The following is a 13,807-nucleotide window of genomic DNA, read 5'->3' as shown; positions in this document are numbered from 1 at the left end:
AGGGTCCCGGCGTCGCCCACCGGCCGCTGCGCCATGGCCATCAGCATGCCGGAGGCGAACGACTTCTCGCCGCCGCGCGGCCCGTCCTGCTTGTCGTACACGCCGTTCAGCAGGCCGTGGAACATCACGCTCCAGTCGCTGAAAACCAGGAGGAATCCATCGGTGGCCGAGGCGTCCGGCTGCCAGGCGGTGCCCGACGCCTCGCGGCTCATGGGATAGGCGCCGAGCGCCCCGGCCATGCCGTCGCCCCAGTCCTTTCCCGACCTGTCCATGCCGGGCATGCTCATCCCCGGCATCGTCACGCCCGGCATGTCATCCGAGAGCTCACCATGGGGCGGCGCGCCAGGACCGGGCACGCTGTCCACCGATTGGGCCTGCGCCGGCGCGGCGAACAGGAGCCCCAGCCAGCCAGCCATCGCCAGGCGCCTGATCACCGGCCGGCGCGGCCGGCTGCGCCGACGCCCAAGGCCGCCGGCGTCAAGGCAGTGACTTGTGGGGGATCGCCGCGATTTCCTCCGGGCTGAGCCGGGTGAGGGTCTTGGCGATCAGGGATTCGCGGAAGCCTTGGGTGTCGGCCAGGGTCAGCTCCAGGTCGAGCGCCGAGCAGATCAGGTCGCTCCCCCGCGTCTCCGAGATCAGGTGCATGTCGGAGCGCTGCAGGTTCGGCGAGCCTGAGGTGAGATCGACGCGATAGACGTCCCGCCGGTTGATGCGGAGATAGAGGATCGTCGGCGCTGGCGATTTCCAGCCTTGCCATTCGTGGATGAAGAAGCAGCTCCTGTGCTGGGCCTGCGGGGGCGGAGCCTCCTGGGCCGCCACGGCGCCCGAGCCAAGGCCGAGAAGGCCGGCTGCGATCAAACCAAGCCGACCTGCGGTTGGAATCCTCAACATCGCGCCCTCCGAAGGTGCGGCCTCGCGCGGTCGCGACCGATATCCAACAGGACCCGCGCGGCCGTGGATTTATTCCCCACCCGAGGTGGCTGGGGCGGGGCGAATAAACCGCGTCTCCCAGGTGTCACCTTTGAGCGAACCGCGAGGCTCTGTCGGGAGTGGACCATGGGAAACGTCGCCGATCTTGGCTTCCTCCTGCCGCGCCACGGGCCGCGGTCCGTCAGGCGCCGGGACGGCGCGGTTCGCTCGGCCACGAATCCGGCTTCACGGCCCAAGGCGGCGCTCACGACAGCGCCGCCGCGGCGCGCCCACGAACCGGCTCAGACCATGGGTCTCTCGGTTCTCCTGCGGGAGGCGTCGTTCGGCCGGGCGTTCGATCGCGCAGCGCGCGAACTGGCCGGGTGGCTGGAGATCACGCCGCATGACGCCGGAGCGCGCCTGGACTTCGCAAGCCTGCTGCTGCTCGCCGGGGATCGGAAATCCGGCCTTGAAATGCAGGCCATGGCCCTCGCGCAGACCCAGGTCTACCGACGGGTCTTCGGGAACGGCCGCGGCTTGCGCGTGCTGGCGTTCCTGGCCCCTGGCGACCTGGCGGCCAACACCCCCTTGGACTACCTGCTCGAAGCGTCGGATGTCGACTTGACCCTGGTCTACTGCAACGGGCCGCCGCCGGCGTTCGAGGACCTCCCCGACCACGACGTCGCCATCCTCGCCGTCAACCGGTCCGAGGAAACCGCCGATCTGCTGTCGCAATTGCAGGGCGTCTTCGACGACTGGCCGCGGCCGGTGGTCAACGGCCGGCCCGAGCGGATCGCCGCGCTGACTCCCAACCGTCTCTCCGCCACGCTGGCCGGCCACCGGCGGTTGGCGTGCCCCGACACCCGGCGCCTCTCGCGCCGACGGCTGCTCGCAGCGACCCGCTCGACCTCGCCGGAGCCATGGGACGGCCCGCTGTTTCCCGTCGTGATCCGCCCCGTGGCGGCGGAGACCGGCCGACAGCCCGAAAAGGTCGATCTGATCGGGGCATTGGACGCCTGCCTCGCGCAGATCCCGGACGGCGACGTCGAGGTGGCCGCCTTCTACGACTACAGCGGCCAGGATGGTCTCTTCCGCAAGTTCCGAGTCGCGGTCATCGACGGCAAGCCGCACATCGACCATGTCGCGGTCTCACCTCACTGGCGGGCGCGCTACTGCAGCCTCGCGAGCCTGGACTGGGGCCTGGGCGATCGCACCCAGGAGGCGCGCCTGATGGCGACCTTCACCGAAACCTTCGCCCTCCGTCACCGCGTCGCCTTCGACACCCTCGTCGAGGCGGTTCAGCTCGACTATTTCGACATCGACTGCGCCGAGAGCATCGACGGGCGCCTGCTGGTCTTCGAGGCCGGTGTGGCGATGCTGACCCACGCCGCCGATCCGCCCCATCTGCACGCGATGAGAGCGCCGGCCGCCAGCAGGATCTCAGCGGCGTTCGTGGCGGCCCTGACCGCACGGGCGGCGCGGCGGGCGGACGCACCTTCAGACCTCGGCGCTGCCCGCCCTGTTGCAGCTTGCGGAGTGACAGCCTCGTCCGCACTCGCCGCCGGACCGACAGGCCGGACAGCGCCCGAGCGGGCCGGAGCCGACGGGTCAGCTGTCTCGCCTCAGGAATAAATCCGCGCCGGCCAAGGTCTCCTGAGTATGCGGCCTGCCCGACGCCGGGCGTAAGGACCGCGGTGGAGCCTACCCGATGAACGACGTCGCGCAGTTCAAGCCGATCGCCCAGCCCCGGACCATCGCGCCTGTGCTTCGCTTCGACCCGGTCACCATCGCGCTGCATTGGGCGACCGTCGTCCTGCTGGTCACCATGTTCGCCAGCATCTGGAGTCGGGGCTTCATCGGCGAGGACACGCCGGCCGGCGCCGATCTCTTGACGCTCCACCGGTCGGCCGGCGTGACGCTTTGGGTCCTGGCCTTCTGCCGGCTCGGATGGCGGCTGACCTTTGCGCTGCGGCCGCCGCTGCCGGTGAGCGTCGCGCCCCTGCAGGCGCGCGCCGCCGCCATCACCGAGGGCGGGCTCTATCTCCTGCTGCTGGTCCAGCCGTTCACCGGCTTGATGCAGACCTTCGCCCGCGGCCGACCCTTCCAGCTCTTCGGATTCGAGGCTCCGCAGGTGATGGCCCGGGACAAGGGCCTCGCCATGATCTTCCACCAGGTCCACGAACTGGCGGCCTGGCTGCTCCTCGGCCTCATCGCCTTGCATGTCGGCGCCGCGCTGCTGCACGGCGTCATCCTCAAGGACGGCGTGCTGCAAACCATGCTCCCCCGCCGTCGTCCCCACGCCTCGCCGCGCGGCGCCGCTGCGCCGCACCATGACGGCGCGTCAGGGCCGAGACGGGCCTGAGCCATCCCATTCGCCGCCGCCCAAGACCGGACGTGGCGGCGGCGAAGAGGGGGCGTCGCTTCCCGGCGCCCCCTCACCCTTCAGGCGCACTTCCGGGCGCCTCTTCTGCCGGGCGCGGCGAGAAATCTTCCCCGCCGGGAATAAAGCGCCGGGCTCGCGCGTCATCTTAGCGACAATGAACGGAGAGACTTTCTCATGAGCGACCATGACAATGCCGGCGAGGACCGCCGCGGCTTCCTGAAATGCATGGCTTGGGCCGGGACCGGCGCCCTGTTCACCGCCAGCGGCGGCCTGCTGAGCTCCATCAGCCTCGACGAGGCGGTGGCCGCCCCCGCGGCGGCGAAGGGCTTCACCTTCCTGCAGATCAGCGACAGCCACGTGGGCTTCAACAAGCCCGCCAACCCGGACTCGGCGGCCACCTACAAGGAGGCGGTGAGCAAGATCATCGCCATGCCGGTGAAGCCCGACTTCATCATCCACACCGGCGATATCACCCAGCTGTCGAAGGACCAGGAGTTCGACGACGCCGATCAGATCATCAAGGCCGCCGGCCTGCAGGTCTTCCACGTCCCCGGCGAGCACGACATGCTCGATGAGGGGGCCGGTAAGGCCTACCTCGACCGTTTCGGCAAGGGGACCAAGGGCGCGGGCTGGTACAGCTTCGACCACAAGGGCGTGCACTTCGTGGCCCTGATCAATGTGGTGAACCTGAAGGCCGGCGGCATGGGCTCGCTCGGCGCCGACCAGCTGGCCTGGCTGGAGAAGGACCTGGCCGGACGCCCGTCGTCGCAGCCGATCGTGGTCTTCGCCCACATTCCGCTCTGGACGGTCTACGCCGACTGGGGTTGGGGCACCGACGACGCCACCCAGGCGCTTTCCTACATGAAGCGGTTCGGCTCGGTGACGGTGCTGAACGGCCACATCCACCAGATCACCCAGAAGGTCGAAGGCAATATCGCCTTCCACACCGCCCGCTCGACCGCCTTCCCGCAGCCGGTGGGCGGCCAGGGGCCGTCGCCGGGACCGCTGAAGGTGCCGACCGAGCAGCTGCATTCGATGCTGGGGATCACCACCGCCACCTTCGTGCGCGGCAAGGCCCCGATCGCGCTGGTCGATCAAACCCTCGCGACCTGACCCCGACAGCCATTTCAGAGACGGATACCCTTATGTTGAAAACCTTCAAGGTGGGCGCCCTGGCGCTCACCCTCAGCCTTGGCGTGGTCGCCGCCGCCGCGATCACCGGCCCCGGCGCCCACGCCGCGGCGGCCGCCGGCCCCACCGTCAATATCGACAACTTCGTCTTCGGGCCGGAGGCGCTCACCGTCCCGGTCGGGACCACGGTGACCTGGGTCAACCGGGACGATATCCCCCACACCGTGGTGGCCAACGACAAGAGCTTCAAATCCAAGGTGATGGACACCGACGAGAAGTTCTCCTTCACCTTCACCAAGCCTGGTGAGTTCGGCTACTTCTGCTCGCTTCACCCGCACATGGTGGGCAAGGTGATCGTGAAGGCCGCCTAGCAACCTAGGGGCGTATGGCGATGTCCGAGCGCAAACCCTTCTTCAGACCGCGGCTAGCGGCTGACGGCGCGGCCGCTTCGGACCGCGCCGCCGAGGCGGAGCAGGCTCGTCAGTTCCGTGAACTGGTCCTGCCGCACCTGGACAGCGCCTACAACTTCGCCCGCTACCTGACGCGGGACGCCGGAACCGCGGAGGATCTCGTCCAGGACGCCTTCCTCCGCGCCTTCCGCGCCTTCCCGGACTACCGCGGCGGCGCGCCGAAGGCCTGGCTGTTCGCCATCGTCCGCAATTGCTTCTTGAATTCGGCGCGCGCCCGCAAAAGCTCGTCGGCCGTCCTGGTGGAGGAATGTGAGCTGTCGGACGCCCAGTCGCTGGCCCTGGCCAATATCGCTGACCCCGATCAGGACACCCCCGAGGACGAACTGATCCGTCAACGCGACGCGGCGGCCTTGCGCGCCGTCATCGAGAACCTGCCCGAGCCGTTCCGCGAGACCCTGGTCCTGCGCGAGCTCGAAGAGCTCAGCTACAAGGAGATCGCCGCGCTGACATCGGCGCCGATCGGCACGGTGATGTCGCGCCTGGCGCGGGCGCGCCAGATGCTCTGCGACATGTTGCTGCCGGGGGGCGACCCGAACAACTCCGGACTCCGGGAGATCCTGCCATGAGCGCCTGCCTCGACAAAACCATCCTGCTGCAGGGCCTGGTCGATGCTGAGCTCGACGCCGTCAACGCCGCTGCGTTCGAGACGCACCTCAAGACCTGTGAGGGTTGCCACGCGGACTTTCTGCGGATGCTGGCCCTGCGCGAAGCGGTCACCGCGCCCAGCGTCACCTATCGCGCCCCCCAGCGCCTTCGCGACAATATCGAAGCCATGCTGAGCGCCCACGAGAGCGCCGCTCTGGCCGTCGCGCGACCGACCCGCGCGCGCGTCAGCCCCTGGAACATCGGCGGGGCCGGCGGTCTGTTGGCGGCCGGCCTGGGCCTCATGCTGATCGTGCCGCAGATGGCCGACAATGGCCTGGAGCGCCAACTGGTGGCCAGCCATGTGCGCTCGCTGCTGGTCAATCACCTGACCGATGTGGCGACCGCCGACCAGCACGTCGTGCGGCCCTGGTTCAACGGCAAGGTCGACGTGGCCCCGCCGGTGCCGCAGCTGGCCGACCAGGGCTTCCCGCTGGTCGGCGGCCGGCTGGACTACATCGACGGACGCGTGGCCCCGGCGATCGTCTACAAGCGCCGGCTGCACACGGTGAACCTGTTCGCCTGGCCGGCCGATGAGCGGCTGTTCAATGGCGGCAAGACCGTGCGCCGCGACGGCTACACCGTCGAGGAATGGACCGCCGGCGGCCTGCGCTATGCGGCGGTCTCGGATGTCGATCCGAAGGAGTTGAAGCTGTTCAAGGCCGCCTTCGAGGCCCATTCTCCGGATCCCTCACACTAGGCTCAGCCGCAGTGTTTCGAACGTGCGGCCGACGGCCAGGTTCAAGCGGAACCGGGCCTCGCGAAGGGTTTCCGACCGAACCCCCTCACCGACCCGATTGGGCCCGCGCCAGAGCGGCCTCGAGGGCGGGGTCGCGACCGGCGACATAGTCGGCATAGGTTATGTCGATCGGCGTGTCGGGGCTGATGGAGCCCACTGCGACCCCGTGGAACATCGCCGGCCAGTAGCATTTGGACCGGTCGGTGCAACCGTGCGCCCAGTCATGAAAGCCGTCGGTATAGTGGAGCGGCAGCTTGGACGCCGGGGCCTGCAAGGTCTGGCCCTCCGACCAGAACCACAGGTTGTCCGAAGCCTCCTCGCCGACGATGGTGGTCCGGCCGTGCGTCCCGGCCTTCAACAAGGCGGTGAAGACGATCGCCGCCGAATTGGTGGCCCGGCCAGTGATGACGTAGACGTGGCCGCGCGGCCCGATCAGTTGGACTAGCTCCGTCGTCAAGTTGGTGATGTTCAGGAAATTGCCGCCACCGTTGTAGCGGAGATCGACAACCACATCGGTGGGTGTGTGGCCGGACTTGAAGGCCTTATCCACGATCAGATAGGCCTTGAGCTGGACCGCGAACGCGTCGTCCGTGTAGGGCGAAAGGCTGGTGCTGCGCACATAGAGCACGCGGTCGTTCTCAAGCGACGTCGCCGTGAGCTCGTCCGGCGCCTGCAGGTAGAGCGGCAGGGTCGGCAGGCGATCCAGCACATGCGGCCAGGGGTTCGGTCCCTTGCCCGGGACCATGCTCTGGCGCCAGGTGGGCGAGGCGGCCGCCGGATCGGGCGTCGGCGCTACGCCCAGAACCCGAGTGACCATACGCCCGTCTGGCAGCTGCAAGTCGAGGGTCGCGGCGCCGCGATCCGCCAGGCCCACGGCCTCCAGCACCTCCATACGCGTCAGCCAGCTGGGCGTCAGGAAGCGATGGCGCGCGTTGGTTCCGGAAATGTATTTGGCGACGCGCCGCCCCGCTTCGGGGACGGAGACGCCGCCGATGCGCAGGATCTTCGCCCCAAGCAGATCGGCCTGCGAAGGATGAGCGCGGGTGATCATGGCGCCTTCGGGAAACAGCCAGAACGAGACAGGCAGGCTGTGGAAGAGGTCCGGTTCGCCCAGGTAGTCGCTCTGGGTGTGGTCGTTGCCGGACATCGCCTGGGCCTCGGAAAAGACCAGCGCCAGTTCGGTGCGCTCCATCGGGCGGGCATGGGCGATCTGGTCGCCAAGGAAGGCCAGCATCCTGGTTCGCGCCTCGGGGCTGAAGCTCCGCTCCCGCACCGCCCAGACGTCGCGGGCGAAGGTCAGGTCCTGCACGACGGATGGCGCCGGCAACGGCTCGGCCGCGGCCGGCGTCGCCATCAGACATGCGGCGACCAGGCCGTACAGAACTCCGCGGACCATAGATGACTTCCCCTCGCCCCTTGAGCGACGCTTAGCGATCACCTCGCATCGGAGCCCATTAATTCGACTTCATATTCCGGGCGAGGCGCGTCATGCCGTTCGATGGTCAAGGCGCCGCCGAGGCTGGCCGTCAGCTCACGGATGACCTCTATCGGCGTGGAAAAGGCTGGACAGAGCGCCGGCGGCGAAGAGCGTTTGCATCAAGATGACCCCCTTCCCCTCGACCCTGTCCGGCTTGAACAGCCCTAGTCGCTTCGAGACCAGCGCTCCCGCCCCGGCGCCTATCGCATCCGGGCGGAGCGGACGCGGCGAGGCGCCGCAGGACGGTGCAGCTCAGCGGGGCGGTTCGCCATCGCGCCGGGCATCGCTGCGGTGATCAACGCCCGGATCGCGTCGAGTTCATCGAGGGCGTCCTGCCGGCCGTCGCCGGCCAGCTCCAGGAGCTCCTCAACCGCGCGCAGGGTGCGCGTCCTGGTCGACGGCCGCCCGCCGAACCGCCGCTGGAGGCGACGGGCCCGCCGCTTCAACACCTCGGTGAGATTCGTCTCGTCGAGCCAGATCGCAAGATCCTCGCGCAGGCCAAGCGGCGATCCGTTGATCCGCGAGGCGATCCGCTGCACGGCCCCGCTCTCGTGGGCGAACTCGATCAGGGCGCGCGCCTCTGAAGCGCAGCGCTTGAGGGTGGTCGCCGGAATGCCGCGATCGGCGGCCAGCTCGGCCGTAGCGGCCTCAAGGTAGCCCGCCGGGACGACGCGCTCCGTCACATCCAGGAACAGCGCGAGTTCGGCGATGTCCTTCGCGAAACTGCGGTTTCGCGCACCGGCGCTGGAGTAGGTGGCGACGGCCGAGGCTGGCATTGACGGATCGCGCATAGCTGCGCCGCTCCCGGACACGAAATCGCCGACTATTTACCCGCTGAACCGCGCCTTAGTCTTTCAATTTATCTAGTATTTTCATGACTTTATTCCACTTTCTCCGGGAATAAAATCGACCGCTCAAGGTACGCCCTTCCCTCACCGGCGGCGTGGCGGCCAGTCCACATTGGGCCGCCATGAGCCGCACAAAGAAAACGGGCGGCGGATTGCTCCGCCGCCCGCGCTCTTTGGGGCGTATCGGTCGACTTAGAAGTCGGCGCTCAGGCCCACGAAGACGAAGCGGCCGAGCGTGTCGTAGACCTGCGGGAAGGTGTTGCCGCTGCAAACCGTGCCCGGGCAGTTGGTGCCCACCAGCGGCGGGTCCTTGTCGAACACGTTGTTCACGCCCACCCGGAAGTTCAGGTTGTTGTGGATCGTGAAGTTCGCCGTCAGGTCGATGTAGTTCTGCGAGGGCAGGGTCTGCTCGATGGCGAACTGGTTGCCGGGGTTGTTGAGCTGCGGGTCGGACTGGAAGGCGTCCAGCGTGACCTTGGCGAAGTAGCGCCATTGCGCCGAGAAGCTCAGTTGCTTGATCCAGTCGCCGTAGCTGTAGGGCGTGTTCCACGTCACCCGCGAGGTGTGGCGCCAGGCCGGAGCGGGCTCACCGCAGGTCAAGCCGTAGAGGCCCTTGCAATCGAAGCTCGCCCCGCCCGGCAGGGGTTGCGTCTGCAGGGTGTCGAGCCAGGTGCCGACCAGCTTGGCGGACAGGGAGCCGTTGTCGCCCAGCCCGATGGCCGACAGGTCGGTGTGATATTCCAGGTCGACGTCGACGCCGCTGGTTTTCAGCGAGCCGGTGTTCAGGGTGGTGTCCTGCACGAAGCCCTGGTTGGACAGGAACAGGGAGCCGTTCGCGTCGCGGTGCACCAGGTTGCAGAAGGTCGGATTGGCGGTGTTGACGCACTGGTTGAGGATCAGCGTCGCGCCCAGGCCGGCGATAAAGTGGTCGACCTTGATGTTGAAGTAGTCGACCGACACCGAAAGGCCCGGGGCGAACGCCGGACGGAGCACGAAGCCGGCGGTGTAGGTGTCGGAGAGTTCCGGATTCAGGGTCGGGTTGCCGCCGGTCAGGCCGTTATACTGGTTGGCCGGGTTCTTCTCGATGCCCACGACCTGCGCCGGGGTCAGGTGGAAGATGTTGGCGCAGGTCTGAACCAGCGGGTTGGCGGCGGTGAGGCCGGCGCAGGGGTCGGCGTTGCCGTCGAGGACGACGTTCTGCGGCGCGAACAGTTCGTTGATGTTCGGCGCGCGGACGGCGCGGTTGTAGCCGGCCCGCAGGCGAACCCCGTCAACGACTTCCCAGTCGCCACCCACCTTGTAGGTGTTGGTGTTGCCCACCGAGGAGTAGTCGGAGAAGCGGTAAGCCAGCTCCAGGGACACATCCTTGGCGAAGGGCATGTCGCTGATCAGCGGGATGCGGGCTTCGCCGAACAGCTCGTAGACGTCGAAGCTGCCATTGACCGGCGGGTTGGCGCCGCCGTTGCCGTCCACCAGGCCGTTCTGAGACAGGAAGTCGGACGTGGAGTCCAGATGCTCGCGGCGGTATTCGCCGCCGAACGCCACGCCCACGCCTTCAGAGGCGTAGGGGCTCTTGATCCCGTAGTCGCCGAGCTTGCCGGTGAAGGCCAGGCTGACCACCCGCTCCTGGGTGTTCTGCTTGGCGAAGCTGGGCGCCTGCAGGAAGTTCGCCGCGGCGTTGCTGATGGTCTGGCTGCTGAAGATGTTGATCGGCACGCAGCCCGCGTCGGCGCCGGGGGCGCAAACCGGACCGTTGGGACCGGCCACCGCGTTCAGCGCCTGGTTCTCGCGCGCCAGGTTGAAGTTGCCGGACTGGTTGTTGTTGTCCGCCACCGAGTTGAGCAGCATGTAGCCGTCGTAGTTCCAGGTCTTTCCCAGGTCGCCGCGCAGGCCCAGCACGATCCGGTAGTCCTCGTGGCGGAAGGTCTGCAGGCGGCCGGTCCCCTCGCTGGGCAGCAGGCGGCGGGCGACGGTGCCGCTGAAGATACCCGCCGGGTTGGTGGCGCAGGTGCCGCCGCCGGTGGCCGCGGTCGGGACCAGCACGCCCCTTTCCTGGGCGGTCAGGAACGGGTTGGCGCAGTCGATGGTATGGGTCCCGGCGAAGATGCCGCCCGAGGCGATCTGCTCGGTGGAAGTGTCGTCCAGGAACATGGTGTCCATGTACGCGTCGGCCCACGGCGCGATCTGGTAGTGGGCGAAGGCGCCGAGGCTGTAACGCTCGTCAGGCCGGACGAAGAAGTTCGTCGGGCCGAAGTTGAAGACGTCGGTGGTCGCGTTGCGCGGCCGCAGCGTGTTGAAGGTGGTGGGGTCGATGGTGAAGTTGCCGACCCGGGCCGGGAAGGAGGTGCCCGAGCCTGAGCAGGTGAAGCCGGCGGCCGTCGTGGCGAGGGTGCAAGCCGAGAAGTCGCGGTCGGCCTGCAGGATCGGGTTGTTCTGACGGTAGGTGGCGTAGGCGGTGACGTTGCCCTTACCGTCCGGCGCGTTGGCGCCGAGGATCATGGTCACCTGCGAGCCCTCGCCCTCGAAGAGGCTCTTCTGCGGAAGCGCGAACTCGGACGGGATAATCCCCGTCTTCTGCGCGGCCAACAGGGCGTTCTGGCCGGTCGAATTGTTGTTGTCGTGCTGGTAGCCGTTGTACTCGGCGTCGAGGCGCACGCCTTCGAAGTTCTTCAGCATTATGAAATTGACGACGCCGGCGACCGCGTCGGCGCCGTAGGTGGCCGAGGCGCCGCCGGTCAGCACGTCGACCCGCTCGACCAGGGCCGAGGGGATGAAGTTCAGGTCAGCCGGGGTCGGCTGCGCGCGGCGGCCGTCGATCAGCACCAGGGTGCGGGCGGCGCCCAGGTCCCGCAGGTTCACGGTCGCGGTGCCGTTGGAGCCGTTGTTGATCGAGGAGCCCTGGCCGGCGAACACCTGCGGCAGGGAATTGGTGAGGTCTTCGATCCGGGTGACGCCCTGGGCCTTGATGTCGGCGTTGCCGACCGTGGTGATGGGCGCGATGGAGGTGAGGTTCGGCGACGGGATCCGCGTGCCGGTGACGACGATCTCCGCCACGTCGCCGCTCGCCGCGTCCGCCGCGGCCGCGAAGGCCTGGCTCGCGGACAGCCCCAGGAAGGCGACGCCGCAGATCATCGAAGAGGCCAACAGGCGCTCACGCGTATTTTGCATTTTCAAGATCAGCATCCTCCGGCGGCAACCCGCCGAAGGCAGGTCCGCATCCCACAATTTGCCCACCGGCGCCGTGAGCGGCTCCGATTGCGCCGTAGGTATGTGCGACTTTATTTGGAGGTCAACGTCGTTTCATCAGTTCTATCCGACCGAATTCCAGACATGTCGCATATTAGTCACATCGATATGAAGAGTTATAACAGTAACTCATGTTCATATAACAGCATTCATTGATCCCATATCGGTCTATAATTCGTATGTGAACTTCAATCCTGGCAATGTCGTCTTTGATTGAGGTTACATTCGTAACATATATCTATCGTACCTGCGTGAGATTGAACGCTGTCATCGCCGACGTGTCCGCCGTTGGCGCCACGACTATTGCTTGGCATATTCCGGATATACAGGCGCAATTTTGCTATAACTACTTCTCGTAAATCCCGTAATCTTCTTATTTTTGGTCTAAATAAAATACACTTGGGAACAATACTTTCTTGTGTTCTTCATGGCGGTTCACGGCGACCTTTTGGAACCACCCCGAAGCGGCCGTGGTTCGTGGCGTCGCCGCCGGGGCGAAGCGGCGTCTCCCGCCAGACAGAAGCCCTGCAGGCGACTGTGGCCGTCGGGACGCAATGGCGGAGATCGGCTGGCGCCTGCGCCGATCGAAGGTCCGAGGCGTTCGGCGCGCGCGCCGACGGTTCGCGAGGGGTCAAGGGGTCGGCCGCGTCCCTGTCAGCGAGTGACCGCAGGACATTCGGCCGGCGGCGTCCGCCGGGCGGCCCCGGGAATAGAACCCACGCCGCGGTGGTCGTTATGTCAGGCGCCTGGCGGCCGCTTCTGCAGCCTGGACGCGGGCGGCGCTCATCTCCGGATGGGCTTCGTGCGTCGCAGATCTCTCGCCCGGCCCTCAAACCAGCGAAGGAGCCGCCATGCGCGTGCAGGACCTGATCAAGACCAAGGGCGACATCGTCATCACCGTCGTGGATACCATCCGCATCCACCACGCCGCGCGGGTCATGCATGAGCGCGGCGTCGGCGCGCTGGTCGTGCTCACAGCCACCGGCCAGTTGAAGGGGGTGCTCTCGGAGCGCGAAATCGTTGTGGCCGTGGCCGACCATGGCCGGTACGCGCTTGAAGAGCCGATCGCGGAACTGATGCCAGCCAACCGGCCCACCGTGGGACTGACCGACAGCGTGCGTGACGCGATGACGATCATGACGGAGCAGCGCGTCCGCCACTTGCCGGTCCTGAACGACGGACGGGTGGTCGGCCTGATCAGCCTCGGTGACACGGTGAAGGCGCGCCTCACCGAAAAGATCGCCGAGAACGAAGTGCTGCAGGACATCGCCCGCTGGCCGGTCCCAGCGGTCGCCTAGCGGGCCCAGGCGTCGGGCCGCCGGTGGGCGGGCCCGGCGCCTACTGGGCGAAGGTCCGTTCGGGGCCCCGCATCGCTCACCTCCGCGGCGCGTCCGGGCGCCCAGGGGTCGTCGCCATCACACACGGTCGATGTCCAATTCCCGTGGACGCGCCGAACGATCCGACGGTTGAGGTCACAGGTCAGAAAAAAGGCGCGGGACTCCCCTGGGGTAGACAGGAGTCCCGCGCCAGTCGTCTGGTCCAAGAGCTTTGGGGGCGAGCGGACCAGATTGGCGGACGATCGGAGAGATCGTTGAAGAGGATGACGCGGGACGCCCGGCTGGCTTCTAATGGGCGCCCCGCGCCCTACCCGGCTCGGATGTAGGGACGGGACCGGGCCAGGTGCGGTCTCAGCGATCGGTCGGGTGACCGCTGGCGCGCGGCGTTGGGGCAGGAACCCGATGACGGTTCGAAGTGGTCGACGTGGCTCAAGGTCTCGGCCCCAATGCGATACTCACTAGGGAAGACACCCGGCGCCGCCGACTTATTCCCGATGCGCCGCCATCACAGGAATTGCGGTCTCTCCCGCGCCAATTGAGCCCTGCCCGACCCCTGCGCCTCCCGACCGGCTGGGAATAAAGGCCCCGCGCCGCGGGTCTAGATGGCGAGGGCGGGCGCACTGAT

11 protein-coding genes and 1 pseudogene are annotated in these 13,807 nt (G+C 67.3%); 7 read left to right on the top strand and 5 right to left on the bottom strand.

Going from position 1 to position 13,807, the window contains the following annotated elements; genetic code table 11:
- Together VKQ35_RS03855 and VKQ35_RS03850 are read right to left on the bottom strand one after the other, a co-directional pair.
- Positions 1-416 (bottom strand): annotated as a pseudogene (locus tag VKQ35_RS03855) (hypothetical protein); the annotation flags it as partial.
- A gap of 61 nt (positions 417-477) precedes the next feature.
- Positions 478-858, bottom strand: a complete 381-nt coding sequence (locus VKQ35_RS03850) for a hypothetical protein (protein ID WP_324358735.1) — start codon at positions 856-858, stop codon at positions 478-480.
- Between the two features lie 198 nt (positions 859-1,056).
- Here VKQ35_RS03850 and VKQ35_RS03845 point away from each other — a divergent pair, with 198 nt between their 5' ends.
- From VKQ35_RS03845 to VKQ35_RS03820, 6 genes are all read left to right on the top strand, one after another.
- Entirely contained in the window at positions 1,057-2,541 is a 1,485-nt protein-coding gene (locus VKQ35_RS03845; RefSeq protein WP_324358734.1) for a hypothetical protein, read from the top strand.
- A gap of 76 nt (positions 2,542-2,617) precedes the next feature.
- Positions 2,618-3,271, top strand: a complete 654-nt coding sequence (locus tag VKQ35_RS03840; protein ID WP_324358733.1) for a cytochrome b — start codon at positions 2,618-2,620, stop codon at positions 3,269-3,271.
- A 195-nt stretch (positions 3,272-3,466) separates the two neighbouring features.
- Positions 3,467-4,405 (top strand): metallophosphoesterase family protein, encoded by a 939-nt coding sequence (locus VKQ35_RS03835; protein ID WP_324358732.1) that lies wholly within the window; start codon positions 3,467-3,469, stop codon positions 4,403-4,405.
- A 32-nt stretch (positions 4,406-4,437) separates the two neighbouring features.
- A complete protein-coding gene (locus VKQ35_RS03830; RefSeq protein WP_324358731.1) occupies positions 4,438-4,794 on the top strand; it encodes a cupredoxin family copper-binding protein in 357 nt (118 codons plus the stop codon).
- Positions 4,795-4,814: 20 nt separating this feature from the next.
- On the top strand, positions 4,815-5,459 hold the full coding sequence (locus tag VKQ35_RS03825) for a sigma-70 family RNA polymerase sigma factor (RefSeq protein WP_324358730.1): 645 nt from the start codon (positions 4,815-4,817) through the stop codon (positions 5,457-5,459).
- A complete protein-coding gene (locus VKQ35_RS03820; protein WP_324358729.1) occupies positions 5,456-6,235 on the top strand; it encodes an anti-sigma factor family protein in 780 nt (259 codons plus the stop codon). The genes VKQ35_RS03825 and VKQ35_RS03820 overlap by 4 nt, the downstream gene beginning before the upstream one ends.
- 85 nt (positions 6,236-6,320) lie before the next feature.
- Here VKQ35_RS03820 and VKQ35_RS03815 read toward each other — a convergent pair whose 3' ends face one another.
- From VKQ35_RS03815 to VKQ35_RS03805, 3 genes are all read right to left on the bottom strand, one after another.
- Positions 6,321-7,670, bottom strand: coding sequence for a hypothetical protein (locus tag VKQ35_RS03815; RefSeq protein WP_324358728.1), 1,350 nt, complete (start codon positions 7,668-7,670; stop codon positions 6,321-6,323).
- A gap of 281 nt (positions 7,671-7,951) precedes the next feature.
- The gene (locus VKQ35_RS03810; RefSeq protein WP_324358727.1) at positions 7,952-8,542 is read right to left on the bottom strand and encodes a hypothetical protein; all 591 of its coding nucleotides are present in this window, start codon (positions 8,540-8,542) and stop codon (positions 7,952-7,954) included.
- Between the two features lie 249 nt (positions 8,543-8,791).
- A complete protein-coding gene (locus VKQ35_RS03805; protein WP_324358726.1) occupies positions 8,792-11,743 on the bottom strand; it encodes a TonB-dependent receptor domain-containing protein in 2,952 nt (983 codons plus the stop codon).
- Between the two features lie 953 nt (positions 11,744-12,696).
- Between VKQ35_RS03805 and VKQ35_RS03800 the strand changes: the two genes are divergently transcribed.
- Positions 12,697-13,143, top strand: coding sequence for a CBS domain-containing protein (locus VKQ35_RS03800; RefSeq protein WP_324358725.1), 447 nt, complete (start codon positions 12,697-12,699; stop codon positions 13,141-13,143).
- Positions 13,144-13,807: the final 664 nt, after the last annotated feature.

Source organism: Phenylobacterium sp. (assembly GCF_035309685.1).
Taxonomy (GTDB): Bacteria; Pseudomonadota; Alphaproteobacteria; order Caulobacterales; family Caulobacteraceae; genus Phenylobacterium.
Note: the sequence above shows the minus strand (reverse complement) of the source record. Positions and strands in the feature narration are given on the sequence as shown.

Coding starts and splice junctions, on each gene's coding strand:
- VKQ35_RS03845 (WP_324358734.1), top strand. CDS start 1,057: ATGGGAAACGTCGCCGATCTTGGCTTCCTCCTGCCGCGCCACGGGCCG.
- VKQ35_RS03825 (WP_324358730.1), top strand. CDS start 4,815: ATGTCCGAGCGCAAACCCTTCTTCAGACCGCGGCTAGCGGCTGACGGC.
- VKQ35_RS03840 (WP_324358733.1), top strand. CDS start 2,618: ATGAACGACGTCGCGCAGTTCAAGCCGATCGCCCAGCCCCGGACCATC.
- VKQ35_RS03810 (WP_324358727.1), bottom strand. CDS start 8,542: ATGCGCGATCCGTCAATGCCAGCCTCGGCCGTCGCCACCTACTCCAGC.
- VKQ35_RS03800 (WP_324358725.1), top strand. CDS start 12,697: ATGCGCGTGCAGGACCTGATCAAGACCAAGGGCGACATCGTCATCACC.
- VKQ35_RS03820 (WP_324358729.1), top strand. CDS start 5,456: ATGAGCGCCTGCCTCGACAAAACCATCCTGCTGCAGGGCCTGGTCGAT.
- VKQ35_RS03835 (WP_324358732.1), top strand. CDS start 3,467: ATGAGCGACCATGACAATGCCGGCGAGGACCGCCGCGGCTTCCTGAAA.
- VKQ35_RS03830 (WP_324358731.1), top strand. CDS start 4,438: ATGTTGAAAACCTTCAAGGTGGGCGCCCTGGCGCTCACCCTCAGCCTT.
- VKQ35_RS03815 (WP_324358728.1), bottom strand. CDS start 7,670: ATGGTCCGCGGAGTTCTGTACGGCCTGGTCGCCGCATGTCTGATGGCG.